The organism is Desulfosporosinus sp. BICA1-9, assembly GCF_000802135.1.
In genome coordinates, this window is sequence record NZ_JUEE01000138.1 from 12,334 (window position 1) to 37,948 (window position 25,615).

The 25,615-nt window shown below is 42.9% G+C and carries 24 protein-coding genes; 9 read left to right on the plus strand and 15 right to left on the minus strand.

The features are described 5' to 3' along the window. Positions 1 to 80: 80 nt before the first annotated feature. A complete protein-coding gene (locus JL57_RS16585) occupies positions 81 to 1,889 on the minus strand; it encodes a MutS family DNA mismatch repair protein (protein WP_034143128.1) in 1,809 nt (602 codons plus the stop codon). 392 nt (positions 1,890 to 2,281) lie between these two features. Here JL57_RS16585 and JL57_RS16590 point away from each other — a divergent pair, with 392 nt between their 5' ends. Continuing rightward, on the plus strand, positions 2,282 to 3,640 hold the full coding sequence (locus JL57_RS16590) for an ATP-binding protein (RefSeq protein WP_291300187.1): 1,359 nt from the start codon (positions 2,282 to 2,284) through the stop codon (positions 3,638 to 3,640). A 22-nt stretch (positions 3,641 to 3,662) separates the two neighbouring features. On the opposite strand, the gene JL57_RS16595 is transcribed toward JL57_RS16590, so the two are convergent. The 4 genes from JL57_RS16595 to JL57_RS16605 form a co-directional block, all read right to left on the minus strand. Beyond that, positions 3,663 to 4,001, minus strand: coding sequence for a hypothetical protein (locus JL57_RS16595; RefSeq protein WP_034143130.1), 339 nt, complete (start codon positions 3,999 to 4,001; stop codon positions 3,663 to 3,665). A 33-nt stretch (positions 4,002 to 4,034) separates the two neighbouring features. Continuing rightward, complete coding sequence (locus tag JL57_RS34675) at positions 4,035 to 4,184, minus strand: hypothetical protein (protein WP_291300188.1); 150 nt, start codon at positions 4,182 to 4,184, stop codon at positions 4,035 to 4,037. A gap of 40 nt (positions 4,185 to 4,224) precedes the next feature. Next, positions 4,225 to 4,725 (minus strand): GNAT family N-acetyltransferase, encoded by a 501-nt coding sequence (locus JL57_RS16600; protein ID WP_034143131.1) that lies wholly within the window; start codon positions 4,723 to 4,725, stop codon positions 4,225 to 4,227. Between the two features lie 115 nt (positions 4,726 to 4,840). Further along, positions 4,841 to 5,080 carry a DUF2164 domain-containing protein gene (locus JL57_RS16605; protein ID WP_034143132.1) on the minus strand — a complete coding sequence of 80 codons (240 nt, stop codon included), beginning with the start codon at positions 5,078 to 5,080 and terminating at the stop codon, positions 4,841 to 4,843. A gap of 141 nt (positions 5,081 to 5,221) precedes the next feature. Between JL57_RS16605 and JL57_RS16610 the strand changes: the two genes are divergently transcribed. The 3 genes from JL57_RS16610 to JL57_RS16620 all read left to right on the plus strand — a co-directional run bounded on the left by JL57_RS16610 (position 5,222) and on the right by JL57_RS16620 (position 7,930). Continuing rightward, entirely contained in the window at positions 5,222 to 5,578 is a 357-nt protein-coding gene (locus JL57_RS16610) for a carboxymuconolactone decarboxylase family protein (protein WP_034143133.1), read from the plus strand. Positions 5,579 to 5,798: 220 nt separating this feature from the next. Continuing rightward, on the plus strand, positions 5,799 to 7,412 hold the full coding sequence (locus JL57_RS16615; protein WP_034143134.1) for an ABC-F family ATP-binding cassette domain-containing protein: 1,614 nt from the start codon (positions 5,799 to 5,801) through the stop codon (positions 7,410 to 7,412). 206 nt (positions 7,413 to 7,618) lie between these two features. After that, positions 7,619 to 7,930 carry a zinc-ribbon domain containing protein gene (locus JL57_RS16620; RefSeq protein WP_291300189.1) on the plus strand — a complete coding sequence of 104 codons (312 nt, stop codon included), beginning with the start codon at positions 7,619 to 7,621 and terminating at the stop codon, positions 7,928 to 7,930. 270 nt (positions 7,931 to 8,200) lie between these two features. On the opposite strand, the gene JL57_RS16625 is transcribed toward JL57_RS16620, so the two are convergent. From JL57_RS16625 to JL57_RS16655, 7 genes are all read right to left on the minus strand, one after another. Further along, entirely contained in the window at positions 8,201 to 8,824 is a 624-nt protein-coding gene (locus tag JL57_RS16625) for a DUF2680 domain-containing protein (RefSeq protein WP_034143136.1), read from the minus strand. A 135-nt stretch (positions 8,825 to 8,959) separates the two neighbouring features. Then, positions 8,960 to 11,038: a sigma-54-dependent Fis family transcriptional regulator gene (locus JL57_RS16630; protein ID WP_034143137.1), complete on the minus strand. Its 2,079-nt coding sequence runs from the start codon at positions 11,036 to 11,038 to the stop codon at positions 8,960 to 8,962. A 235-nt stretch (positions 11,039 to 11,273) separates the two neighbouring features. Further along, entirely contained in the window at positions 11,274 to 12,437 is a 1,164-nt protein-coding gene (locus tag JL57_RS16635; protein ID WP_034143138.1) for a CaiB/BaiF CoA-transferase family protein, read from the minus strand. Positions 12,438 to 12,460: 23 nt separating this feature from the next. Next, a complete protein-coding gene (locus JL57_RS16640) occupies positions 12,461 to 13,597 on the minus strand; it encodes an acyl-CoA dehydrogenase family protein (protein ID WP_034143139.1) in 1,137 nt (378 codons plus the stop codon). 103 nt (positions 13,598 to 13,700) lie between these two features. Beyond that, on the minus strand, positions 13,701 to 14,468 hold the full coding sequence (locus tag JL57_RS16645; protein ID WP_034143140.1) for a 3-hydroxyacyl-CoA dehydrogenase: 768 nt from the start codon (positions 14,466 to 14,468) through the stop codon (positions 13,701 to 13,703). A 35-nt stretch (positions 14,469 to 14,503) separates the two neighbouring features. Next, positions 14,504 to 15,655 carry a thiolase family protein gene (locus JL57_RS16650; protein ID WP_034143141.1) on the minus strand — a complete coding sequence of 384 codons (1,152 nt, stop codon included), beginning with the start codon at positions 15,653 to 15,655 and terminating at the stop codon, positions 14,504 to 14,506. Positions 15,656 to 15,716: 61 nt separating this feature from the next. Further along, complete coding sequence (locus JL57_RS16655) at positions 15,717 to 17,387, minus strand: class I adenylate-forming enzyme family protein (RefSeq protein WP_034143142.1); 1,671 nt, start codon at positions 17,385 to 17,387, stop codon at positions 15,717 to 15,719. A gap of 329 nt (positions 17,388 to 17,716) precedes the next feature. On the opposite strand from JL57_RS16655, the gene JL57_RS16660 reads away from it, so the two are divergent. The 3 genes from JL57_RS16660 to JL57_RS16680 all read left to right on the plus strand — a co-directional run bounded on the left by JL57_RS16660 (position 17,717) and on the right by JL57_RS16680 (position 22,543). Continuing rightward, a complete protein-coding gene (locus JL57_RS16660; protein WP_291300190.1) occupies positions 17,717 to 19,393 on the plus strand; it encodes a fatty acyl-CoA synthetase in 1,677 nt (558 codons plus the stop codon). 262 nt (positions 19,394 to 19,655) lie between these two features. Continuing rightward, entirely contained in the window at positions 19,656 to 20,795 is a 1,140-nt protein-coding gene (locus JL57_RS16665; protein WP_034143143.1) for an acyl-CoA dehydrogenase family protein, read from the plus strand. A gap of 1,172 nt (positions 20,796 to 21,967) precedes the next feature. Continuing rightward, positions 21,968 to 22,543 carry a hypothetical protein gene (locus JL57_RS16680; RefSeq protein ID WP_034143146.1) on the plus strand — a complete coding sequence of 192 codons (576 nt, stop codon included), beginning with the start codon at positions 21,968 to 21,970 and terminating at the stop codon, positions 22,541 to 22,543. Positions 22,544 to 22,781: 238 nt separating this feature from the next. On the opposite strand, the gene JL57_RS16685 is transcribed toward JL57_RS16680, so the two are convergent. Together JL57_RS16685 and JL57_RS16690 are read right to left on the minus strand one after the other, a co-directional pair. Continuing rightward, on the minus strand, positions 22,782 to 23,063 hold the full coding sequence (locus tag JL57_RS16685) for a type II toxin-antitoxin system PemK/MazF family toxin (protein ID WP_045691750.1): 282 nt from the start codon (positions 23,061 to 23,063) through the stop codon (positions 22,782 to 22,784). A gap of 8 nt (positions 23,064 to 23,071) precedes the next feature. Continuing rightward, entirely contained in the window at positions 23,072 to 23,260 is a 189-nt protein-coding gene (locus JL57_RS16690; protein WP_034143147.1) for a hypothetical protein, read from the minus strand. A gap of 363 nt (positions 23,261 to 23,623) precedes the next feature. Between JL57_RS16690 and JL57_RS16695 the strand changes: the two genes are divergently transcribed. Next, a complete protein-coding gene (locus JL57_RS16695) occupies positions 23,624 to 24,010 on the plus strand; it encodes a nucleoside 2-deoxyribosyltransferase (RefSeq protein ID WP_034143148.1) in 387 nt (128 codons plus the stop codon). A 100-nt stretch (positions 24,011 to 24,110) separates the two neighbouring features. Beyond that, positions 24,111 to 24,632: a class IV adenylate cyclase gene (locus JL57_RS16700; protein ID WP_034143149.1), complete on the plus strand. Its 522-nt coding sequence runs from the start codon at positions 24,111 to 24,113 to the stop codon at positions 24,630 to 24,632. Positions 24,633 to 24,818: 186 nt separating this feature from the next. Here JL57_RS16700 and JL57_RS16705 read toward each other — a convergent pair whose 3' ends face one another. Beyond that, positions 24,819 to 25,613 (minus strand): ExeA family protein, encoded by a 795-nt coding sequence (locus JL57_RS16705; RefSeq protein WP_034143150.1) that lies wholly within the window; start codon positions 25,611 to 25,613, stop codon positions 24,819 to 24,821. Between the last annotated feature and the right edge of the window lie 2 nt (positions 25,614 to 25,615).

Here is a 25,615-nt window from a genome sequence, read left to right on the forward strand (position 1 = left end):
ATCATCTAATCAAAACCTGTTAAATAAATCAACAAATTGAGCAATACGCCCTCTCCACAAGCCTGGAGAGGGCGTATTGCCTAATCCACCCCATCCACATCAATGCCCGCCATTTTGATTAAATACATGGCATTTCGCGTCGTGGAAATTCCAGGCCTTAGTTTATAGTCAAACTTAATTTCATCGTTTTTATAATACTCTCGGAAATGATAGTTTCGAATTTTGCGGTCGTTTTCTCGCTCGAGGTCTCCGAGTTCCAAATCGTGGGTTGAAACCATTCCCATCGAACCAACCTTGCTTAGTTGCCGAATTAACACCTTAGCTCCTGCATGACGGTCCTGGGAATTGGTCCCTTTAAAAATCTCATCTAACAAAAAGAAAACTTTCTTATCCGTCTTCGATGCACTGACAATCTGCTTGATTCGCAATAATTCCGCATAGAACGAAGAGATATTTTCCCCAAGGTTATCACTCACTCGCATACATGTATAAATTTCCAGCATCGAACAGCTAAAGGACTGAGCATATACGGGTGCCCCTGCATAGGCCAAGACAAGGTTGATACCTACCGTCCGAAGTAACGTGCTCTTGCCAGACATGTTGGAGCCTGTTATTAGCAATATCCCGGACCGCTTCTCGATCGCTACATCATTACATACGGATTCTTTCAAGAGCGGGTGTCCCATTTTGACTGCCACAATACCAGGTTTTTGTGGGCTGATCTCTGGGAATCCCCAGTCTTGATGATCGAAGTGAATGATTGATAGACTGGATAGAGCCTCCAATTCAGCGATCGTCTCCACCCAGCGAGCTAAAGAACGACCTGATTTTTCTTTCCAAGATTCTAAAGCGATCATGCATTGGATATCCCACAGCGTTAGAATATTAATGATTAAGAACATGGCATTATTACGGTTTGCTATTAGATCGGCCAAGCGTGCAAGTTTTTTAATCTGTTCAGAAGCAGATTTACCGTCACGATCGCGTAAGCCTTTTTTCAGAGACTGAAGGTACTTCGATTGAAAGGATCGTTTTTCGAACCGCTCTAACATCTTTTCATATATCTTAAGACTTTCCCGATAAGAGTAAACCGCATTGAGTACCTTACCCCTTTGCTTTCCCAGCAAGAGTATGAGCGACTGAATTATAATACCCGCCAGCGGGTACCAAAAGGAAACTCTGGAGGTCAAAAGATAAAGCAGCAGAAATAGGATCGTAATGATCGGAAGCGCCCGGCCTAGAATTAGTACTCTAACCCTCAGATAGCTAGAATCGAAGGCCTTTGCCCATTCGATAATGGCTTGTGGAGAGCTCAGCGTACCCTTTGACATACCGGCATCCGCTAAAAACCGCTGTCGCCAAGCCAGATTTCTCGCCACTTCTTTAATGGCTTCTTGTTTTTCCAGGATCGAATCAATCTCCACTGGGGGCTTGGACAACCACTCTTTCAGCGTTTCCCTTCCCCTAAAAGTCTTTGCTGTATTAATCCATTGAAACAAGGAACCAAAGCCAAAAAGATCGAGATCATCCGCATAGGGGTGAGCAGGGTCTTTAAAGTCTTCTCCTACATCTAAAAAGGATTTCCATTCGCCGGATAAGCGCTTCAAAGCTTGCTCATAGTTTTCATAAAGAACGCGTATATAACTTTGGCGCTTTCTTAAAGTTTGGTGCCAAATAACCAAGGCGGCGAATGACACTACTGTAAAAGCCACCATACCCATCCCCAAAGAAGCACTACGCTTCCAATAAAAAAATACAGCCAGCCCACTGCCAGCCAAGAACGTCAAAAGTCTAATATTGCTTAAACGGTTAATCTTCTGGGTTAGGTTTTCCAACCGTCGTGCATAATACATCTTTCGTTTTTCATACTGTTCTTTTGGTTCTCTCAAATCTTAGCTACCCCCAATTTTTCCTCAATGAAACACTCAAATCTTCAACGATTCCTTCTTGATTACTTCATCTATTGATCGACTTCAGGCCATGCAAAATTAATGTTTACACGAAAACTCTTCAATTGATATCTCATTCCTTGATTCCTTTATGTACCAATAATCGTTGCATTTAAGTGTATATTATTATTATACACCACCCGAATAATCATTGCCACATCTTGGAATTCATTAATTCCACGCTACTTAATCGGTTTCCATATCAATTTTATCTGATCAAAGATCTTAAACTTTTCGCTTTAGACTCATAACAAGATCTAGAATAACCTTAATTTTTCCCTTCTTTCTTTCTTAATACTCGAATGCTATACTTGTTTACTGGAGGGATTATTATGCAACACAGCAAATTATCGTCGATTTTACTAGCAATGGATTCTCTTTCAATTTACAGAGGACTCTTAGAGAATAGGGTATTAAGTAAGTTGAAAACACTGCTTATTTCCTTACACAAAGCCGACGTTGAGCTTCGAGAGCTTATTAACTCCTATTACGAATTTTACTTTGAACTTGCTCGAGAAAACAGTACTACTATGTCACTTAAAGATTATCTTCTCGATCAAATAATCTTCGATGAAAATCCATTCACCTTTCAACAGCAAGCTAGCCAGATTAGCAACTCTAATCAGGTACTTGAAAAAGCTGCGGCCCAAGACTTAAAGGGTCTTCAACTTATAGCTCAACTTAATCCCGCTTTAGTTAAAGCCCACTTAGCAGAGCTATTCAAAAATGACCCCAATAATACTCTCATTCAGGAACTACCCGAGTGGGTTCTTGAAAGCTCAACTAATACTCTTTCTAACCATCTTAATCACATAAAAACACACCTAAATTCCTGCCAGCACTGGCAAGACAGTCTAGATGAGCTCAAAACGTTCCATAAAGATTACGGTTGTGGATTATTCGCGCGCTATTTTGCCTTTGTGTGGGAAAGAATTGATGGCTCAGGTTACATCAGGGGAATCGATAGCCCCGATCCTATCACTTTAGACGAATTAGTGGAGTATCAAAATGAACGTTCCAGAGTCATTGAAAATACTCTTCAATTTCTGAAGGACTTTCCAGCGAACAATGTGCTGCTCTATGGAGATCGCGGTACCGGAAAATCCTCAACAGTTAAGGCCATACTTAATGAATATCATACCCAAGGCCTTCGCATGTTAGAGGTCCCCAAGGCCTATCTTGCAGACTTCCCCCTCATTATTAGACAGTTAAAAAATCGAACTCAAAAATTTATCATCTTCGTAGATGATCTGGTATTTGGGGATAATGAGGAAAACTATACTTCGCTGAAGGCCGTACTTGAAGGTGGCCTAGAAAGCAAAACCTCCAACATTCTCATTTATGCCACCTCTAACCGCAGACATTTAGTTAAAGAATATTTCAAGGAAAGAGCGGGCTTGCAATCAAACAACCATGATGAAGAAGTACACGCAGGTGACACCATGCAGGAAAAACTCTCCTTAGCAGATCGATTTGGCATCAATGTTGTTTTCTCTTCACCGAATCAAACCAAATATCTGGAAATAGTCGATGGAATTGCTGCCAGGAGAAATCTGACCCTTGACCGGGATTGGCTTCACAAAGAGGCCTTACAATGGGCACTCTGGTATAATGGTCGCTCTGCAAGGACGGCTAAACAATTTGTCGATTGGCTTGAGGGACATGAAGCAATCAAGATTTTGAATAATTGATTAGGAATTAGTTCGTAATAACCTAAAGTAATTTTTTTGATATAAATACTCTTTTAATATTAGAGCTAACGAATGATATTACTCCTAATAATAGATATATTATTACTACTGGAATCATATCGCCCACATTATACCATATTGAAATAGGTAGCATAACTGCTAATGATGATAATGAAAATCCAACTATCATACTATTCTTTGAATTTGAACAAACAATCCCTTGAATAATAAAAATTATAGGGAATAATAAAAATATTCCTAATAAAAGATGTAAACTATCTTCTCCAAGCATAAAATGGTCTATGCTTATGAATGTAAAGATCAATAAACTTGGTAATATTGCTGAGAATATTTTCTTCATAAACATCACTCCTTCAGTAATTTTTTTTGGTTACTAGTTCTTATTGATATCCCCGATGATACTCCATTCCCTCAGCTTCTCTTCATACCTCTTAGTATTCGATTCCACCCCTGGCATGGACCCTAGGATTAGGACACGCGATTGCTCATCCACAATAGGTTGAAATGAACGCAACAGACTCAACTAAATCTCCCCCTTCACCAGACTAGCTTCCCTTGCTAATTCAGTCATTCCCCACCACTTCGCTCCTGCGTTCCACCAACACAACATCGCGCCAAGTACCGTTGTTCATTTTCCCCTGCTTCTTACGCAGGCCAACTTGACGAAATCCACATTTTCTATGCAAGGCTAAACTTGCTACATTTTCCGGGAAGATGCCTGACTGCAACGTCCAGAAACCGCTATCCTCAGAACACCCAATCAATTCTTTCAAAAGCCTAAATCCGATCCCTTGTCCACAGTAGTCTTGGGCCAGATAAATACTTACTTCCGCAACACCAGTATAAACACAACGACTGGAAACTAGACTCAGAGCAGCCCATCCCAAAACCCTACCCTCGCCTACAACGACTAATCGACAGCTCTTAACATGAGCAACATCCCACACTTCCCAACTTGGCGCTTCAGTCTCGAAGGTAGAGTTACCCGAATTAATCCCTTCGATGTAAATATCTCTTACTTGTTCCCAATCAGCTTCAGACATTTCCCTAATTTGATAGCTCATTAAAATCCCTCTCCATCTCGTCCAGTATTATTTCCAATCGGGATACTCCACTTCTACAACTGGGAGTGTTGCCCTTTACCCTTTTTTAGATGTTCAACTGTATATAACGAGTTGATTATCTAGGCCGTTTCTCAAGACCGAGTAAATCCTCGATTCGTTCATTCATATAAGTGTACGAATCCTCGATCCCTCTGTTATATATGTAAGGTCCAATTTCATTGATAATAAAGTCAAGTAGCAATTCAGCTCCTAAATGGTTGATTTCTTCATTCCTCTCATTCCAGAAATACCTCCTAATAGTCTCCACAAGCACCGTTCTGACTTCTTTTTTAAGTTCTATTTCCATTTTCGGCATTTGACTCTCTCCTTTTAATCGACTTAATCCATTCTAACTTATCTGAGATTAGATACACAAAACAATCATAACCTATCTTCAGGTATGCATAAAGCTTCAGGTACTAGAGAATAATGTTAAAAACAGGAAGGGGAACCTCGTATGGATGACTTTTTTGATAACATAGACAGTACAGAGCTTAATTTAAAGTATTTTACGGAACATCACGAGAGTATTTATAAGGCCTACGAAACGTATGGTCGATTAATACACGAAGAAGGTGGTCCGTTAGATGAAAAAACTTGCTGGTTAATTAAAGTTGCCTTGTCCACAGAGTGCCAGTATCCCAGGGCCCTAAGAACTCATATTTATAAAGCCTTAAGCAGTGGTTGCACAAAGGAAGAAATTGAACATGCCATTCTCTTAGTGGCTCCCAGTGCTGGATTTCCAAGAACAATGTCAGGCATACTAGCCCTGAGAAGTCTCTTGAATGAAGCTGAAACAAGTTCAATTCACTAAAATTCAACCAAGCACCAGCCTAATAACCGGAAAACTTTAGGTTCGATTAGATTAAATTCGACTAAAATATGTTAGAATTCTCAGCCCTCTACCATTGATTAAGGTATGAGGGCTTGCTTAATTCTTCCATTCCCACTTTTATCAATCTATATCTTCTTGTAAAAAAATGATATACTATATTCTTGGTATATGTAAATCTATAATAAAGGAACGATTAAGAATGATTAGTACCAGTGGGTTAACTTTAAGATTTGGAAAACGAGCTTTATTTGAAGATGTTAATGTGAAATTTCTTCCCGGAAATTGTTACGGCTTAATTGGGGCCAATGGCGCAGGAAAATCAACCTTTTTAAAAATATTATCGGGTGAAATAGACTCTTCGAGCGGAGATGTCATCTTAACACCTGGTGAACGAATCGGCGTCCTAAAACAAGATCACTTCGAATTTGAAGAATCTGAAGCCCTGACAACTGTCATAATGGGACACGCTAGGTTATTCGAAATAATGGAAGAAAAAGACGCGCTCTATGCCAAACCGGACTTTTCAGAAGAAGATGGCATTAGGGCATCCATACTTGAGGGAGACTTTGCAGAACTTAATGGTTGGCAAGCAGAGGCTGAGGCCTCAGAACTCTTAATGGGACTAGGAATCGGCAAAGATCTCCAGAGTTCCAAAATGAAAGAACTGAGCGGCAACGAAAAGGTTCGCGTTTTGCTTGCTCAAGCACTCTTTGGCAACCCGAATATTCTTTTACTCGACGAGCCAACCAACCATCTTGACCTTAATTCGATTGCTTGGCTGGAAAACTTCCTCTACAATTACGAAAATACCGTCATTGTCGTTTCCCACGACCGCCATTTTTTAAACAAAGTATGCACGCACATCGCCGACATCGACTTTGGGAAGGTCCAACTGTACGTGGGTAACTATGACTTCTGGTATGAATCAAGTCAACTGGCCCTCAGACTAATGAGAGAAGCAAATCGTAAAAAAGAAGATAAAATTGAAGAGCTCCAAAAATTTATTCAACGCTTTAGCTCCAATGCCTCCAAAGCAAAGCAAGCAACCTCCCGTAAAAAACAACTCGATAAACTGACCCTCGATGATATTAAACCGTCCTCCCGTAAATATCCCTATATCGCTTTCACTCCAGACCGAGAAGCGGGCAATAACATTTTGACCGTCAAGAACTTGAGCGTGAGCATTGATGGCCAGAAAGTACTTGATAACCTCTCGTTTATGATGAATAAAGGGGATAAAATTGCCTTTGTTGGTCCGGACGGCAATGCCAAGACTACCTTATTTAAAGTTTTAATGGGTGAAATCGAACCTGATGAAGGGGAAATCAATTGGGGAATTACAACGACCCAAGCCTATTTCCCTCAAGATAACTCCGCTTATTTTGATACTGATCTTAATCTTGTCGATTGGCTTAGACAATTTTCTAAAGACCCAGATGAATCTTTCGTGCGAGGATTTCTTGGCAGAATGCTTTTCTCCGGAGATGAATCCCAAAAATCGGCCCGCGTGCTTTCTGGGGGAGAAAAGGTACGCTGTATGGTATCCAGAATGATGCTAAGTGGCGCGAATGTTCTCTTATTAGACGAGCCTACCAACCACCTTGATATGGAATCCATTACAGCTCTCAATAATTCCCTAACCAACCTTGATGGAAATATCCTCTTCGTATCCCAAGATCACCAGTTTGTCCAAACCATCGCTAACCGGATTATTGAGATCACACCGAAAGGACTCCTCGATCGGCAAATGACCTTTGATGAATATCTGGAAAATGAGGATGTTAAGGCCTTACTAGCAGAAATGTATGCTTAACAAGCCGCAATCATCGTCGAAATATTCGGTATGTTAGCAAGTTTAAAATATTAATTTGACATCAATAGTTTTTTTAGTTATACTGATAAAAGCTCGTTAAAACTAGTGGATTTAAGCAAACCTTCTCTATTACCTAAGGCTCCGGGAAGAAGTTGGTTAACTTGCCATGTAGGCGCGGGTAATATATTAGTGGAGGTTTTTTTATAATGTTCAATGACAAAGTGTTAAATTGCAAAGATTGTGGTCGTGATTTCGAGTTTACAGCTTCCGAGCAAGAGTTCTATGCTGAAAAAGGGTTCACCAATGAGCCAGGACGTTGCCCAGAGTGCCGTGCAGCTAAAAAAGCACAAACCAGAAACCAGGGCGGCGGTGGCGGTTATGCGCGTCAACAACGCGAAATGTTCCCAGCTATCTGCGCTACTTGTGGAAAAGAAACAACCGTTCCTTTCCAACCTTCTGGTGACAAGCCAGTATATTGCCGTGACTGCTATCAGCCACGTACACGTAGCAATTGGTAAATCGCTAATCTTGAAACCCTCCAAGCCGAAAGGCTATGGAGGGTTTTTTAGTACTAATAATTAAGTAAACTTACTAAAATGAAAAGGGCTAAGTTATCCTCGTCAGGATGACTTAGCCCTTTTGACTTCCTACTACTCACAAATGTCTCCATTAGTTATTGAAATGGTCTATTGAAACAATCAAATCTTGGCAAGGTGGTCTAAGCATTATCTTTTAAATTATGCTGAAGATCAAGTATGTTCACTAAGGTTGGGGATGGGGCATTTCAATTACTGTAGATTTGTTGCAGAAGTCGTTGCTGCTGGCGCTGGATCAGAAGGCGCTATTATCCCGCCCCAAAAACGACCCCCATGATCTCCACGCTTACCCATGCCTATGTCTCCCTGCATAAAGGTGCCATTCTTGAGAGCCTCTTTTTTAGCTTCTAGCTGAGCTCTCGCTTTATCACTCCAGGTATTAAGTTGCTCATCGGTTAACTTCCCATTACTTTTCAGGGCCTCTAATTGAGCAGCTAAACGGGCTTCAGCAGCGTCGCTCCAAGTTTTAAGTTGATCGTCAGTTAAAGGTTGACCATTATTAAACATAATGGCATCGCCGCGCATTCCCATACCTTTTCCCCCCATGCCTGGTAAGAAAACCTTACCGTCTGCAATGGCTTGTTCTCTAACTTCTTGGCGCTGGTCGATGAATTTTTTCATAGTGTCCGCTTGTTCTGAAGTTCTAAGCCCTGCTTCCACTTCTTTGTCAACGATTTGTTTCTGAATGCTAAACATTTGTTGTGTCAAACTCTTAATTTCATCGAGCTTAGCCGAATCTGTGGCACCGAAAACAGTTGTCGCACCTCCTACTAACAACACTGCACTAAGCACCCCTACAATAAGTCTTTTTTTCAAACAACATTCCTCCTTAGGTAAAGTATTACCAATCAAGCCTGCGCATCTGATTGGCCTACTATTATCTTAACCATAAAGTTTGTTTAAAGTGTGAATTGAAGTTTAAGAAGTTGTGAGCTTTCAGTAAAGAAAATGTTATAGTTGAATCTCATAGCGCCGAATTTTCTCATAAAGCCAGGAGCGCGAAATCCCTAGGAGTCGCGCTGCTTCAGACTTGTTACCATTTACCTTGATTAAGGCCTTTTCCAACGTGTCTTTATCCAAATGTTCATGGGCATTTTCAAGGTTCCACCCTTTCTCAAACCTCACCATCTCTTCACGCTTAGCTTCTTTAAGGTAAAAAGGCAAATCTTCCAGCTCCAGCCGACCTCCCGAGGCAAAATTCACAGCTCGCTCGATGACATTTTTCAATTCCCTTACATTCCCTGGCCAACGATGACCTATAAGAGTTCTATGGACATCCGGAGAAACGCCTTCGATTTGCTTGCCAAAATCATGATTTAGCCGTTCTAAAAATACATGAACGAGTGGTATGACGTCTTCTAATCGAGCATGCAGTGGAATAAGGTGAAAATTAATGACATTCAGTCGGTAATAAAGATCCCTTCGGAATTCACCCTTCTCAACTTTTCGAATCAGATCCTGATTTGTGGCGGCGATAATCCTCACATCCACTTTCATGACTTCATTACTCCCTATAGGCTCAAAACACTTATCCTCCAAAACCCGCAAAAGCTTACTCTGTAAATTTAGAGACATATCCCCTATTTCATCGAGAAATAATGTCCCACCATTGGCGACCGCGAATTTACCCGCTTTGCCTCCCTTTTGAGCTCCGGTAAACGCCCCGCTGATATACCCAAAAAATTCCGATTCCAGAAGATTTTCCGGCACTGCGGCGCAATTAACCTTCACATAGGGTCCTTTGCGACGAAGACTTGCCTGATGAATGGCCTCGGCAAAAAGTTCTTTACCTGTGCCGCTTTCTCCGGTCAGCATAATTGTTGAATTCCCACGGGCAGCCATTTCAGCGTCTTGCTTCAAGCGGCGCATATCCTGACTTATTGTAATGATTTGACTGAAGGTAACAGGTAGCCTGGTTGAGCCCCATTGTTCCTTGTAAAAACTCAACTCATGATCCATCTGAGCAAGTCTTTGAGCGACATCCTTAACTTCCTCCAATTTCTGAAAGGTAATTTTGCCTACTGCGCCAATAATTTTACCCTGACGCACAATAGGAAGGCGTGAGACGATGTAAGCTCGACCGTGAATGACTTGGATTTCATTGGTTTCAGCCATGCCTGTTTTCAAAGTCCGCAGAAGACGGGTATTCTCGATCACTTGATCTACAGGCTGTTGCAAGAGCTCTTTTTCTCTCTTCCCAAAAAATTGGCAGGCTGCCTCATTGATCAAGGTGATTTTTCCCTGGTCGTCTACAACGAAGATGGCTTCATAAGCAATATTGGTGACAGTAAGTAAAGTCTCGTACAGGCGCTTGGTAGCATCTAACTCTAAAGCCACTTGGTCTAAATCGGTCAAAGCTTGAAAAACGATGACTGCTCCTGCCAGCTCACTCACAGGGCTAATGTTGCAAAGAACGGTCACCTGATTGATTTGAGTCTGAATTCCCACTAGATGTCGCGACTGTTTTAATACCAAGCTCAGATCTAAGTCGGGAAAAATACTACTGAATAGGCGACCATTAAGAGCTTCTTGCTCCAAGCCAAGGATTTTCTCGCCGGACAGATTTATCTGTTGGATACGGTTATTGCGATCCACGACGATAATTCCGTTGGGCATGGCCTGATACACCGTATTGAGCTTAGTGGCCAATTGTTCCGCTTCTCCAAAGAGAGCCATAATCATGTCTACCTTAGTAAAAATCCCAAGTGCTTTCCCTTCTTTGTCTACGACTACACCCGTACCCACTGAGCTATGTTTCGCCCGCTGTTCTACTTCACGGTAAGGTGTATCGGCTTCGACCGTCACTACTTGGGGATTATAATGTCTCTCAATCTTCTCCGTGGTGTCCGCACCAGACAAAAAAGCATCTAGTACATTGGCTTTGGTAAAGATCCCAATCAAGAAACCAGCTTCATCTACCACAGGTAGGGCATCCAGCTTGGTCCAGCGTAAAAGCTCTATCCCCTGCCTAAGATTATCTTCAGGATGAATAAGAGGAACATCTCTGGTCATCATATCGCTCATTAGCATTAAAGCTCACCTCGTCGTCAAACTGGAGTAACTACAATCAACTTCAGGGTTTCTCTAAATATGTAACACTCTAATTGTTCTCCCTAGACAACGGCTATTCCTTTATTTCAGAACATTCGAGCTTCAATAGAAAAAAGCCCCTCTCGTTCAGGGGGCTTAAAAGCCTATATCAATTTATTTTTACTAACTCTCATTGTTATAATAATCAATCCAATTTTCGACAAATCAACTACCTCTACTGTTCAAACTCTTTGATTTCCTCCTCGCTGAAACCTACCTCTCTTAAAACCTCCCTCGTCTGTTCCCCATAGCCCGGAGGAATTTGATCCGGCAGCTCCTCTTGATCCGGAAATTTGAGGGGATTCCTAACAGTCTCCACAGCCTCACTCTCAGGATGACTAAGGGGAGTAAATAGGTGCCGAGCCTGAACTTGAGGATGCTGGCGAGCTTCGGATAGTTCTAAGATTGGCTCACAGCAAACGTCTTTATCTTTGAAGAAAGCAGTCCACTCTTCCTGGGTCCTACTCTTAAAGATCTTCTCCACCTCGCTCAAAACGCTTGGCTCGTGAGAAAATTGCTGGCCGACAAGATCCGGACGATCTACAGCTTGACAAAAAGCTTGCCAAAATTTTGGTTCTAAGGCTCCGAGGCTCATAAAACGAGCATCTCGAGTCTCATAAACAGCATAGCAAACCTCTCCACCGTTTAACATTCCTTCTCCACGCTTCAGAGTGAAACTCTCAGCCGCTTGCTGAGCATAAAGCATCGCCATCCAGGAGACCACTCCGTCCAGCATCGAGACGTCAATATATTGTCCTCGACCCGTATGCTGCCGGGCGATATAGGCACTCAAGATTCCAGTCACCGCCATGAGGGCCCCGCCACCAATATCCGCCACTTGAACTGCTGGAGATACAGGTACCCCTCCGGCCTGTCCCGTAAGACCCAAGGCCCCACTAATCGCCATATAATTGATATCATGACCCGAACGTCGACTATACGGTCCGACCTGTCCGTAACCCGAAATAGAGCAGAGGATAACAGCGGGATTGATTTTTTGCAGCTCTTTATAACCGAGACCCAAGCTATCCATCACTCCTGGCCGAAACCCTTCCAGAACAATGTCATACTTGGTAAGCAGACGAAAAAAGGCTTGCTGTCCCGCACTGCTTTTAAGATTCAGTTTAAGACTCTTTTTGTTGCGGTTCAGAGACCAAAAAAGGGCACTATCTTTAGTACCCGGCAAGTAGGGTTTCATCCAACGCAGATAGTCGCCTTGCCAAGGATCTTCTACCTTCAGCACATCAGCCCCCAGATCTGCCAGCAACTGACTGGCATACCCTCCAGGCAGTAGTCGGGTTAAATCAAGAATCCGCACCCCAGTTAAGAGTTGATACATCTATCCTATCCACTCCTTCCTACTCACAACCCTAACTTTCTAGCAATGATGAGTTTCATTATCTCTGTAGTCCCAGCAAAGATGGTATGCACCCGCACATCTCGATAATGCCGGGCGATGGGGTACTCTTCCATATACCCATAGCCGCCGTAAAGCTGAAGGCAGTTATACCCCACTTTGTTAGCCATTTCTCCAACCCAATATTTTGCCATAGAAACCTTAGCCACAATCTCTTGCCCTGCCATATGATCAGCCACTAAGTTATCTACAAACACGCGCCCGATCTCAATTTCGGTTGCCATTTCTGCTATTTTAAAAGCATTATGTTGAAATTTGCCGATTGGCTGCCCAAAAGCTTCCCTCGTCTTGACATAAGCCAGTGCATCACTAAGCATCCGTTCCGCCAAAGCTTGCGAACCAAGAACAGAAATCAGCCGCTCCTGCTGAAGCTTCTCCATAAGATACGAAAATCCCTTACCTTCTTCGCCCAATCGCTGAGTGACTGGTACCCTGCAGTTGTCGAAATAGAGTTCCGCTGTATCCTGGCTGTGCATTCCAAGCTTATTCATGTTTTTGCCCTTAGCAAAACCGGGAGTCCCATCTTCCACCACGATGAGGCTGATTCCCTTGCTTGTGGGCAGCTCTTCAGAACCAGTTTTGACCGCAACAATAACTAAGTCCGCGAAAACCCCATTGCTGATAAAGGTCTTGGACCCATTGATAATATAAGCTTCTCCATCCCTGACTGCAGTAGCCTTCATTCCCTGAAGGTCTGACCCGGCCTGGGGTTCAGTCATAGCAAGGGCTAAGATCTTTTCACCGCGAGCACACGCCGGAAGCCAGTCCGATTTCTGCTTTTCTGTCCCAAAGGCCTGAATGTAAGGTGCAATGATATCACTATGCAATCCCATCCCAATCCCCACGCCAGCTCTTGCTAATTCTTCATTAATAATAGCAGAGAAGCCAAAGTCCGCTCCAGAACCACCGTATTTCTCTTCCAACCATGGACAGAGGTAGCCCTGTTCCCCCATCCGCCTCCATACCCAACGCGGGATCTCTCTCTGTGCTTCCCACTCTTCGATATGAGGAGAGAGCTCCTTTTCTACAAACTTTACGAAGGCTCGACGAAACATTTTGTGGTCTTCCGAATAGATGTCCATCGTTCCCTTCCTTTCGGTCTATTAACCAATAGTCTTAATGTTAAATCACGCTTCCCGAGATTACTATTATCATTACGAGTCTCTCATATGACCACAATGGTTTTTACCTAGGCTGCATACGAATTGCCCCATCCAAACGAATCGTAGTACCATTGAGCATTGGATTCTCCACGATACTCTTCACTAAAAGGGCAAATTCCTCTGGATAGCCCAGTCGAGAGGGAAACGGAGTCATAGCGCCTAGTGACTTGCGAGCCTCCTCTGACAAGGATTCAAACATCGGAGTTTCAAAGAGACCAGGGGCAATCGTCATCACGCGAATGCCATGGGTTGCCATCTCTCGTGCAATAGGCAGAGTCATTCCTACGAGCCCTCCTTTAGACGCGCTGTAGGCGGCCTGCCCGATTTGTCCTTCATAGGCAGCTACTGAAGCGGTACTGATAATCACGCCCCGCTCTCCTCCAGCATTAGGCTCATTGTTCGCCATATATTCCGCAGCTAAGCGTATAACATTAAAACTACCAATTAGATTTATTTGAATAATTTTTGAAAAGTTCTCAAGGGAATGAGGCCCTTTCTTACCTAGCACCTTTTCTGCTACCGCAATCCCTGCACAATTCACAACTACATTAACGCGTCCGAACCCCTTAATTGCCTGTTCCAGAGCCGCTTGTACGCTCTCAGCACTGCTAACGTCCGTCTTGCAAAATAGGGCACTGTCACCCAATTCAGCAACCAACTTCTCTCCTCGTTCTACCGCTAGATCGAGAATCATGGCCTTACCTCCATCGTTAACTATCCGCCGTACAGTCGCTTCCCCCAAACCAGAGGCCCCTCCCGTGACGAATCCAACTACTTGTTTCAAATCCATCGTGAATTACTCCTTCCTTAATACCTGTTTGTCTCTCAATCTAATCGCTCAATAATTGTCGCATTAGCCATACCATGTCCCTCGCACATAGTTTGCAGTCCATAACGGCCGCCGGTTCGTTCAAGTTCGTGTATCATTGTCGACATCAACTTAGCCCCACTGGCGCCCAAGGGATGCCCTAGGGCAATAGCCCCACCATTCGGATTTAGTTTCTTCGGGTCAGCACCCGTATCTATCAGCCAAGCCAATGGAACTGCTGCAAATGCTTCATTCACCTCAAAGATATCAATGTCGGCAAGACTTAGACCTGCTTTAGCCAACACCTTAGCAGTAACCGCTATAGGACCGGTAAGCATCAGGGTCGGATCAGAACCTATGACACTCCGAGCCACTATCCGAAAACGAGGCTTCAGACCCAGTTCAAGCGCTTTGTCACGCGACATTACGAGTACCGCTGCCGCTCCGTCCGAAATTTGACTCGCATTTCCAGCCGTGATTCGACCGTTTTCCTGGAAGGGCGACTTTAGAGTAGCAAGTTTTTCCAGACTTGTGTTCCGCCGTGGGCCCTCGTCCATTTTCATAACCATCTGGCTCCCATCCGGCAAAATCACATTTATCGGCATAATTTCACGCTCGAAACGCCCTTCTTCTTGGGACTTCAGAGCTTTCTCATGGCTCTCCAGTGAGAATTCGTCCATTTGTTGGCGACTGAGACCCCATTGCGCGGCGATCCGCTCTGCAGAAAGGCCTTGATTAATGATCTCATAACGTGAGGTCAACTCGTGTGATAACTCTGTATCCCTTACGTTTGAGCCCATAGGAACTCGGGACATATTTTCCACACCCGCTGCTACAACGATATCCATATCCCCAGCCAGAATCGCCTGTGCCGCAAAATGGATAGCCTGCTGACTAGATCCACACTGACGATCAATCGTTAAACCTGGAACGTGTTGAGGATAATCTGCGATCAAGGCAGCCTGACGCCCGATACAAAAACCCTGCTCCCCCACTTGAGAAACGCAACCCATTAGCACATCTTCGATCAAGGCAGGATCGACTCCCCCTCGCTTAACCACCTCTCTGAGGACTTGGCCCGCCAAATCCTCAGAACGAATAGCACTTAAAGCTCCATTTCTCCGTCCTACGGGAGTTCTTACTGCTTCTACAATCACTGCTTCTCTCATCGTTTAACACCCTTTCCTAATGCATTACTTTCGCTTAACTACCCCCAGATTCAGAATTTCATCACAGAACACTTTTCCTTAATTTCTGCCTAAGAGGTGCTTTCAGGATCTTGCCCGTTGGATTGCGAGGGATCGCCTCGATAAGTTCCACCCTCTCTGGCCACTTGTAGATTGCAACTCTGTTATCGTGCATAAACTCTTTCACTTCAGTCAAATCCAAGGTTTCTCCCGGTCGGACTACCACGAAAACACACGTACGCTCACCAAAAATATCATCGGGTTCGCCCACAGCCGCAATATCCAATATTTTCGAATGACTCATCAGTATATTCTCTACTTCCTGAGCGCTGATGTTTTGCCCACCTCGAATGATGATATCCTTTTTCCGGTCAAAGAAGCTAATGTAATTCCCCTCCCGGATCCGGAACAAATCCCCAGTATAGAAAAATCCATCTTCATCAAAAGACTTCGCCGTTAAATCCTGACGCTTATAATACCCTGGAAAGACATTCGGACCCTTATAGGCTAGTTCTCCCACCGCTCCTACCTCTGTAAGTTCCAATCCAGTCTCCAGATCCATGATCTTGGTCTCTATCCCCTCTACCGCAGATATCCACTTTGATCCAGCCTTGCCGTATTGGGGTAAGTGATCCACCCTTTGCTCCATATTCGGAACATCTCCGGGACCAGAAACAATCCCTGTCCCCTCATTTTGTCCCCATATATTACCAATATCAATATTCCATCTTCGTTTAAACTCCTGCATTGCAAACAACGATAAAGGAGCAGAGCCTAGAGTTATTGATCGAACCGAACTAAAGTCAAACAGATCCGCCTGTGGGTGTTTGGCAAGCAAGTTGGCTACAGCCGGAACCAATAGTGTGTAGTTGACCTTTTCTTGAATCATCTGCTTAACAAATACTTGAGCATCGAAAGGATGGTGGAGGACATAGGTTCCTCCCAGCATCAGCCAAGGTACAAATGTGGTACCCAAGGATGCCATATTCACCAAAGGTCCAGCTGTAAACTGCACATCTCCTTTACAAATGCCTGCAGCCTGTATCGCAATGCCGCATTGAGATATCCAGTTGTTATGGCTCATCGGGCAACCCTTCGGATCTGCTTCTGTTCCAGATGTCCAGCAGATAGTAACTATGTCATTTGCCTCTATTTTACTTTGCTCTGTTGCTCGTTCATCTTCTAGGGTCTCTTTCCCTTTCGTCCACTCCCTTAAGGTGTCCAAGCTAATACAGAGCTTAAGGCTTCCTGATCCATTCTGTAGAAGCTCTCTCCCCATTTCTAAGTGAAAGGTATCTTTGAATTGCTCGATCGTAATAAAGATCTTAGATTCCGTGAGTTTAGCTACATAGCCCAACTCCTTAAGACGCCACTGCATCGGTATAGGGGAAATTATAGCACCCGTCTTAGCAACGGCCAGATAAAGCATCGCCAACTCCCAGGTGTTGGGCAGTTGAACCATCAAAATATCATCTTTTTGGACGCCTAAAGTTATGAGTTTTCTTGCTACTTTCTGGACTATGACATCAAGCTCACGATAGCTTAAGCGTTCTGGGGCCGAGCCTGTAAGCTCTTCACGATTAGGCGGATCCACCAGGGCAATACGATTTGGAATGGTAACTACATGCTCTTGAAAATAATCAAGGATTGTCTTAGTCCCCCACCATCCTTTGCAACTGTAATCTTCAATCCGTTTGTCCTGCGCCAGAATCATTCTTGATCTCCCCTCTCATATTATTCTTAATATTCTGAGTATTTTGCATCCATCTCTTCTTTGCTTGTATTAAACAAATGCAAATCCTATGCCACTAGGCCCTAGGCATCTCCCTTTGGCAGTCTCCGATAAAAAAACTCAATAACTTCCCTTCCCATGTTTCGTTATAATTGTCCGGAGTGACGGACAGTTGACAACATAATATACACTTTGCCCTTTCCTTTTACACGCAAAAGGTGTGAAGAAGCAAGGGATTTTAATTGGCATTAATATTGCAAATATTCTGAACATATAATTGAAAACTAGAAAAAAAGAGGAGGAGGATTCCCATGACCCTAAATGCCCCGCTAACAGAAGCAGAACAAGAGCATTACCATACGCTCAATGGGGAAAACGTCCGCTTTCTTCGCACCCGCTATAACCGGATCACCCGCTGGGTCGTCGCCGATATCGTTGGACGAAGCGCCCATCGTCACCCGGAGAAACCCGCCATAATTTACCGAAATACCACACTCACCTACCGTCAACTGGAGAAGGAATCTAACCAAGTGGCCAATGCCCTAATCGAGTTAGGTGTGCAAAAATACGATAGGGTGGCCATACTCGCTCACAACACGATCGACCATGTCCTCACTTGGCTGGGCACGGCCAAAGCCGGAGGAGTATACCTGGCAGTCAACTTCCTTCTCCTCGGCAAAGACATCTCTTACTGCATAAACCATTCAGAGGCTAAGGTATTCATTATTGAAGACGCCCTTTACCATCTGGTTAAAGATGTACTAGATGACATGCCTTCCGTAAAAACCCTTCTCTGGTCCCGACAAGGACTGGAGCAGACCGTCCCAGCGAACTTCACCAACTTTGAGACCTGGTACAAAAAGTATCCATTTGATGAGCCTGATGTAGAGCTTCACATCGAGGATCCGGTTCAAATGACCTACACATCCGGGACTGAGAGCCTGCCCAAAGGAGTGATTCTGACCAACCAGTCTCTATTGGCCGAATACACGAGCTGCATTATTGATGGAGAATTTACTCCCGGGGATGTTAACCTCAATGCATTGCCAATATTTCACTGCGCTCAGAGAGATGTATTCCTCACTCCCGCTTTAATGGTGGGAGCCACAAACATCCTCCTGTTTAAAGCCGATCCGAAGGAAATTATGGACAACCTTGCAAAATACCGAGCAACCATGTTCTTTGCGCCGCCAACGGTTTGGATCGGTCTCATGCGCCACCCTGAGTTCGACAGTTATGATTTAAGTTCTATAGTCAAAGGGTATTATGGGGCGTCGATTATGCCTGTGGAAGTTCTAAAGGAGATCACCCGTCGCCTACCCAATTGCCAGAAATTTTATAACTTCTATGGTCAAACAGAACTCAGCCCTTACCATACGATGCTCAAACCTGAGGATATGCTGACCAAACCAGGTTCAGCAGGCAAGGCTGCTTTGAACATGGTATCTCAATTGGAAGACGAGGAGCATCAACCGATTACGAAGGAAGGCCGCCCTGGCGAAATTTGCGGTCGTGGTCCCCACACCATGTTGCTCTATTTCAAAGATCCGGAAAAGACTGAGACCACTTTAGCGCACGATTGGTTCCACAGCGGAGATATCGGGATTCTAGATAAGGATAGCTACCTCACCGTCATGGACCGGAAGAAAGACGTGATCAAAAGCGGTGGCGAAAATGTGCCAAGCCGAGAAGTGGAAGAAGTGATCTATCAAGACAGCCGGGTTTCAGAGGTCGCAGTAGTCGGCCTTGACCATGAAAAATGGATAGAGGCGGTGACCGCCTTGGTCGTTCTCAAACAAGGGGCAGTCCTCAGTTCAGAAGAGATCATCCTCCTTTGCCGTAAAAACCTGACGGCCTTCAAGGTCCCCAAAGGTGTCATTTTTCTAGACGATCTGCCTAAAACTCCCAGCGGAAAGATTCTTAAGCGGGACTTACGCCACCAATATGCTGCATTTTACCGAAAAGAAATCAACGACGCCAAATCATAATGAAAATGCGAAATAACTGTCCGGAATAACGGACAGTTGACAACACAATGGACACGCCACCTCTCCTTTTACACCCAAAAACACCGAAAAAGGACCCCTTTTGGATTGGCATTGAAATTGCAATTACTTTAGCTAGACAATCAAAACAAGTGGAGAATACTCTCAATGTCCCAGGAAAACCCTGTCCCCTAAATAGAACGATACTAATATACGGGATTTTATAATACCCCGTATATTAAAAGAAGAACGAGGAGGAACAGCCTTGGATTTCGAATTATCAGAAGAACAGAGAGCCTTTCAAAGCCTGGCGTACAAATTTGCCCTCAAAGAGTTTACACCGATTGCCCAAGAATGTGACCGAGAGGAAAAATACCCACGTGAACTCTGGCAAAAAGCCTGCGAAGCAGGGTTAGTCGGAATTGCAATTCCTGAGGAATATGGAGGACCTGGGGCTGGTTGGACTGAGACAGCTTTAATCACAGAGCAGCTATCTAGAGTGGATTTAGGCCTGAGCTTAGTCGTTGGCGCTGCAACCTTTGGTGCCGAAAATATTATCAACTATGGCAGCGAAGAACAAAAGCAAACCTATCTTCCTTTGCTTCCTGCCGGTCAAGCAATCTTTGCCGGAGCTTATACCGAGCCAAACGCCGGAAGCGATGTGGCTGGAACAACAACCCGGGCCACCAAAGATGGTTCAGACTATATCCTAAACGGCAGTAAAACCTTCATCACCAACGGAACAATCTGTGACTATATGGTCACCCTATGCGTCACGAACCCGGAGGCACCTAAAAAAACACAGCGCCACAGCTTAATTATTGTTGATGCAAAACTCCCCGGAATTACACGGATGAAAATTCATGGCAAGATGGGGATCCGAGCCTCGGATACGGCAGAAATCACCTTCGAAGATGTGAGAGTACCTCAAAAAAACCTTGTTGGCCGAGAAGGTAACGGTTTCTACCAACTCATGCATTTCTTTGATCAAACGCGCATCATGGTAGCCTCCCAAGGGCTTGGTTTAGCGCAAGGAGCTTTAGATTTGGCTCTTAAATATGTTCAAGAGCGCAAAACCTTCGGCGTTCCCCTTGCCGCAAACCAAGCCATTCAGTTCCAACTGGCCGAGATGGCAACCCGAATAGAATTGGCCCGCAACATAATCTACAAGGCCGCTTGGAAAGCGGACAACGGCCAGTTAGATCCCTCACTCAACGCCATGGCTAAATTTTATGCCGGTGAAACAGCGGTCTGGGTCACTGACAAAGCCTTGCAAATGCACGGTGGCTATGGCTATATTGACGAGTATGACATTCAACGCTTCTATAGGGATGCAAAGATTTTGGAGATTTACGAAGGGGCAAAGGAGATTGAGAAAATAACCATCGCTAAACGACTCTTTTAAGTTAACTCCCATACTAAATACTCACTAATTATCATTGGTATTGTTAATATTAATGCTGCCAGAAAGGTAATAAGTAGCCCCTTTCCAGATACAGGTTAGTCATTTTCCGTGACCACGGTGCTCTGTCACCATAAAAGAGCTATAATTTTATATATGGATACCGCCAACGAAACGCTTATTTCGTACCAGACAATAACAAGAAGGAAAAAAGCCAGAGTTCCTGTACGCAAAGGGACTCTGGCTTCATTAATAGGCAAATAGGCTCTCGTGAGGAAATTCGGATGAAAATGAGAATATTGTTTTGTTAACTGGTAATAGTGTTTAGATACCGGTCACAAAGGAGTATAATAAAGGTAAATTTTTCATTAACTCTAATGATTTCGAGGGGGGTTAATAAAGGATTTTTATACGAACAAGTTCGTATATAGTTTACGAGACAGACATTTAACGAAGTTCGTATAAAAAAAGTTATAGGAAATGCGGCTATGCATGATTTATGAAAGAAGGTCATGGGATTTGGTATTTTTGAGAAAGAAAAAGTCTGCAATAATAACAGTATCTGTTGTAACATTAGTAGTCTTTTTGTTTCTGAGCATTTTGACATTCTCCCAAAAAGCAGGCGCTTCGTTAACAACGGATACTATTAGTACCGTCTTTTCGACTCAAGAGGAGAAATTGAACTTTCTTCGAAAATACTTGGTTCTTCCTTCAATGGTGTCATCAACTGAATTTCATATAGTTTTCCAAGATAATTCTAAAGGTTGGGTTCCAGGTCCGTCTGATTAGGATATGCGTTTTGCGGTCAAAGTGAAAGAGGAAGACATTGACAAGTGGACAGAAGGTTTCAACGAATCTACAGGTCAAGTTGTTAACTTAAACTGGTGGACAGAATTACCTATGGGGTCGATTGAGTGGAAATGGAATTCACTCCCTAAATTCTACAAAAAGCCTGACCAAAAGACTTACTTAGTTGTGTACGAGGCCGAAGGAATTATATTTAAAAGAGTAACTACGAATTAGGGTGAGAATTTGGGGAGCCGCACATCCTATAACAGAGTGTTTACGACACTTTGCCAATATGAATGTGGTTGGGACGCGTCGTAAACACTCGGGACGTTAGGCGACAGACATACTTCTGAATGGATACAGAAATGTTTTTGAGGAGTGGAAAAATGAAGAGAATTTTTTTAGGGATATCTGTGGTCTTGGCAGTGTTTATAAGCGGTTTTTTGTTCAAGTCATTTTCTGCCCCTTCATTAGCTACAACCTCCATAGAAGATGCACTTAAAAACCAATGGGGGATAATTGGTCAAACGATTCATATTGAACCGATCGAAGATCAGGTGGTTGTTTTTTCTAAGAAAGGCACGGGGGACAGCTACACATTGCGTTCAGATTTCGTCAGAAGAAACCTATTTGGGTGGAAATGGGTTTGGGGTGGCGGATTTGGTGGTTACACAGGGCAATACATTGAACAGGTGCCCGGTATAACTTCTCCATTGTTATGGGGAGAACTTCGAAACAATAAAATCCAAAAAGTTAAAGTTACTAATGTAAGTAAAGGGAACTTTTATGAGGCTAAAACTGTGAGCTATCTAGATACCCGAATTTGGTTTGTATTTCCAAGTAAGAATGATAAAGTGTTAAATATAGAGGGAATTTCAGAAAAAGGTGAAGTCATAGATTCACAGAAAATTGATCGTAGTAAAGACTTGCATCCAGATATTATGTTTGGAGAAAAAAAGTAGAAGATAATAAAGGTTTTAGATATATTGGGCGTCCGCCGCCTAACAGAGGGTTTGCGACATCGGAGAGAATATGAATGTAGTAACCCGACATCGCAAACCCTCGGGACGTTATCGGAAATGTCCATATCGGAGTAAAACTTTGTGGTTCGTTTTTGAAACAAGAAAAGACCTGCAAGAGGTCTTATGCGTTTACTTCTATTATTCTATCTAGGATTCTAAGAAATTCGTTCCAATCTAATTATCCACAATATGTTCCAAGTTCATTTTTGGCAATTCTATGAAGTTTATGTGTTTTGACAAAGGATAAGCGAGAAAGTCCAGCATCTTTCCACTTATATATGGGCTCTTTATATTGGTCGAAGTATGTTGGGGATATATTTGGTGGAGAACTTGTTATTTCAGCTATTGTAAGTAAACTTGAACCTACTTCATCATTTACAACAAGAACTGGCCTGACTTTAGATTCAATTTTGTCTTCGTAATAGATTTCAGTCCAATAAATATCACCAATATTAGCCATTTTTCATACTATTTATCCTCATACCAATCATTATGGCTGGGATTTTCAGGATTTAATTTAATTTTGCCTTTTTGGGCGTCAAGAATGGGAGTTTTTGAACTTATTTTATTTAATGCAGATTGCCTATCAATCTCAACTTTTTTAGGAATCGCTGGCATAACTTTTTCCTCCTTTTTGAGGGGTTCATCTTTATCCATATAATACCACCCTTTAATGGTTTGTTCAATAAGTATTATGCACGTATAAAGGAATTTAGAAACTGTGCAGAAATCTGGCATATTAAGGTATATGCTAAGAGGTGAATCTAAGCTATCCTTTGTAGCTGGACACTTCCGATAACAGAGGGTTTACGACATCGGAGAAAATATTGGGTAGTAACCCGACATCGCAAACCCTCAGAACGTTATGAGAAATGGCAATTTCGGTGAAGGTGTTTGAAGAATAAAGGGATTTATTTATATTTGAGAAATGAATAATATTAAAAACGTTTAAAAAACCGATAAGCAGATTGTCCACAAGGAAATCGTTCCTAACGCTGACACTTTTTTGGAGTTGACAAAATGAAAGTTTACTTTGGAATAAAGTATTATGAAGACTGCAGAAACAGGTTAATCATTGAGCAAATTTGTGCTATCCTTGAAAATTACGGTTATGAAATGAGTTGTGTAATCCGTGACATGGAAAAATGGGGAGCAGAAGAGTTTCCTCCAGATGAATTAATGAAAGCAACTTTCGAAGAGATTGATTCGAGCAATATAGTTATGCTTGACTTATCTGAAAAGGGTGTTGGCTTGGGGATAGAGGCAGGATACGCTTATGCCAAAGGAATACCGGTAGTCGCCATTGCAAAGAAGGGGTCGGATATCTCAAATACAATGCTTGGAATCGCGAATCAAGTAATAATATATGAAAAACTGGAAGATATAGAGAAAATGTTTTTTGGATAAAACATGCTTATAAATTAGTTTTATTGAGAATTAGATTGGCAAATCCGAGAAGATATTTAGTTTTGTTAGAATTTAATTATTGGAAGGGACCAAGAATCATATGTCTAATACGAATATTGAAATTAAAGCAAAGTGTTCAAACCACGTAGTAATTAGAGAAATCCTAATGGCGAAGGGCGCTACCTTTAGAGGAATTGATCATCAGATTGATACTTATTTCAATTCAAATTGTGGAAGATTGAAGTTGCGTGAAGGTAAAATAGAAAATAATTTGATTTTTTACGAACGGGAGAATACAAAATTACCAAGACAAAGTGATTACATTCTATATAACCCTACAAATTCAAATTATTCATTAAAGGAAATTCTAGAAAAATCGTTGGGTGTATTCGTTGTGGTTGATAAGCAAAGGGAAATTTACCATATCGATAACATCAAGTTTCATATCGATATAGTAAAAGATCTTGGGACATTTATTGAAATTGAGGTTATGGATAATGAAGGTAATATAGGGCAAGAAAAATTACTCGAGCAATGTAACTATTACCTTCGATTATTTAATGTATTGGAAGATGACCTGATTTCAGGTTCTTATAGTGACCTAATATTTTTACAGATGTAAAGTAGGAGTTGCTGTCGTTTCCTGAGCTATTTGTCAGTAGAATTCCAGAAATCACTGTCAGTTGGAAGTCCGCACTTCTAGAATCGCATGTCATTTCAGAAGTGTTCTCTTCCAAATGTCAGGGTCAGCAGAAAAATATAATCCCAGCCCTCTTTGTCAGAGAACTGGGATGTTCAGGACAGATTATTAGCGTTCAGAAATGACCCGGGTGACATTCGTACCATCAATGGTATGCTGCTCACGTATCATAGCATCTACTAAACAGTCGGTGCAGATTGAGTTAATAATGCGCGGAATCCCATTCGAGTGCACAAAAATTGCTTTGATCGCATCTTCCGAGAAAAACAAATGTGTTCCGCCTGCTTTACGAAGGCTATGGAAGATATAATCTTTGGTTTCCTCCTCCGAGAGACCCCTTAAATGAAAGCGAACATTAATACGCTGATCAATCGCCCTTAAGGCTCGGAGTTTTATGCGATCTTTTAGTTCCGGTTGCCCTGTAAGGATGAGGGCCAAAGGAGACGTAGAATCCACATCGAAATTAATCACAAAACGTAATTCATTAATCATGGCCGTCGAAAGCTCTTGCCCTTCATCAATGACGATCACGGGAAGAACATGGTGCTTTTCGTAGAAGTCTCGAATGGTTTCCACAAAGCGCCGTTTTGCGGTGGCCTGAAGAAACCCTGGTTCCGTATCGAGTTGGTAGAGAACTTCTTGGTAAAAGATCCGAGGGCTCATTCGGGATTCGGACAAATAAACAAAGCGGTAACGACTTGGGTCCATAGAGCTTGCCAAGGTACGAATCGCGGTCGATTTACCCGAACCAATATCTCCGGTCACCAGAGAAAATAACCGGTTTTCAATCGCAAATTCAAGTCTTGCAATGAGCTCCTGGTGAGCTTTTGAGGGAAAGATAAACTCCGTCGGAATTTCTTTCGTGAAAGGGACATGGGTCAATCCAAAAAACGTCTTAATCATTG

What these genes read in the sequence shown, in the direction of transcription:
- JL57_RS16705 (WP_034143150.1), bottom strand. Translation starts at nt 25,613, where the DNA reads ATGATTAAGACGTTTTTTGGATTGACCCATGTCCCTTTCACGAAAGAA.
- JL57_RS16590 (WP_291300187.1), top strand. Translation starts at nt 2,282, where the DNA reads ATGCAACACAGCAAATTATCGTCGATTTTACTAGCAATGGATTCTCTT.
- JL57_RS16635 (WP_034143138.1), bottom strand. Translation starts at nt 12,437, where the DNA reads ATGTATCAACTCTTAACTGGGGTGCGGATTCTTGATTTAACCCGACTA.
- JL57_RS16660 (WP_291300190.1), top strand. Translation starts at nt 17,717, where the DNA reads ATGACCCTAAATGCCCCGCTAACAGAAGCAGAACAAGAGCATTACCAT.
- JL57_RS16690 (WP_034143147.1), bottom strand. Translation starts at nt 23,260, where the DNA reads ATGGATAAAGATGAACCCCTCAAAAAGGAGGAAAAAGTTATGCCAGCG.
- JL57_RS16650 (WP_034143141.1), bottom strand. Translation starts at nt 15,655, where the DNA reads ATGAGAGAAGCAGTGATTGTAGAAGCAGTAAGAACTCCCGTAGGACGG.
- JL57_RS16610 (WP_034143133.1), top strand. Translation starts at nt 5,222, where the DNA reads ATGGATGACTTTTTTGATAACATAGACAGTACAGAGCTTAATTTAAAG.
- JL57_RS16695 (WP_034143148.1), top strand. Translation starts at nt 23,624, where the DNA reads ATGAAAGTTTACTTTGGAATAAAGTATTATGAAGACTGCAGAAACAGG.
- JL57_RS16700 (WP_034143149.1), top strand. Translation starts at nt 24,111, where the DNA reads ATGTCTAATACGAATATTGAAATTAAAGCAAAGTGTTCAAACCACGTA.
- JL57_RS16655 (WP_034143142.1), bottom strand. Translation starts at nt 17,387, where the DNA reads ATGATTCTGGCGCAGGACAAACGGATTGAAGATTACAGTTGCAAAGGA.
- JL57_RS16645 (WP_034143140.1), bottom strand. Translation starts at nt 14,468, where the DNA reads ATGGATTTGAAACAAGTAGTTGGATTCGTCACGGGAGGGGCCTCTGGT.
- JL57_RS16600 (WP_034143131.1), bottom strand. Translation starts at nt 4,725, where the DNA reads ATGAGCTATCAAATTAGGGAAATGTCTGAAGCTGATTGGGAACAAGTA.
- JL57_RS16640 (WP_034143139.1), bottom strand. Translation starts at nt 13,597, where the DNA reads ATGGACATCTATTCGGAAGACCACAAAATGTTTCGTCGAGCCTTCGTA.
- JL57_RS16615 (WP_034143134.1), top strand. Translation starts at nt 5,799, where the DNA reads ATGATTAGTACCAGTGGGTTAACTTTAAGATTTGGAAAACGAGCTTTA.
- JL57_RS16620 (WP_291300189.1), top strand. Translation starts at nt 7,619, where the DNA reads ATGTTCAATGACAAAGTGTTAAATTGCAAAGATTGTGGTCGTGATTTC.
- JL57_RS16605 (WP_034143132.1), bottom strand. Translation starts at nt 5,080, where the DNA reads ATGCCGAAAATGGAAATAGAACTTAAAAAAGAAGTCAGAACGGTGCTT.
- JL57_RS16630 (WP_034143137.1), bottom strand. Translation starts at nt 11,038, where the DNA reads ATGCTAATGAGCGATATGATGACCAGAGATGTTCCTCTTATTCATCCT.
- JL57_RS16685 (WP_045691750.1), bottom strand. Translation starts at nt 23,063, where the DNA reads ATGGCTAATATTGGTGATATTTATTGGACTGAAATCTATTACGAAGAC.
- JL57_RS16595 (WP_034143130.1), bottom strand. Translation starts at nt 4,001, where the DNA reads ATGAAGAAAATATTCTCAGCAATATTACCAAGTTTATTGATCTTTACA.
- JL57_RS16680 (WP_034143146.1), top strand. Translation starts at nt 21,968, where the DNA reads ATGAAGAGAATTTTTTTAGGGATATCTGTGGTCTTGGCAGTGTTTATA.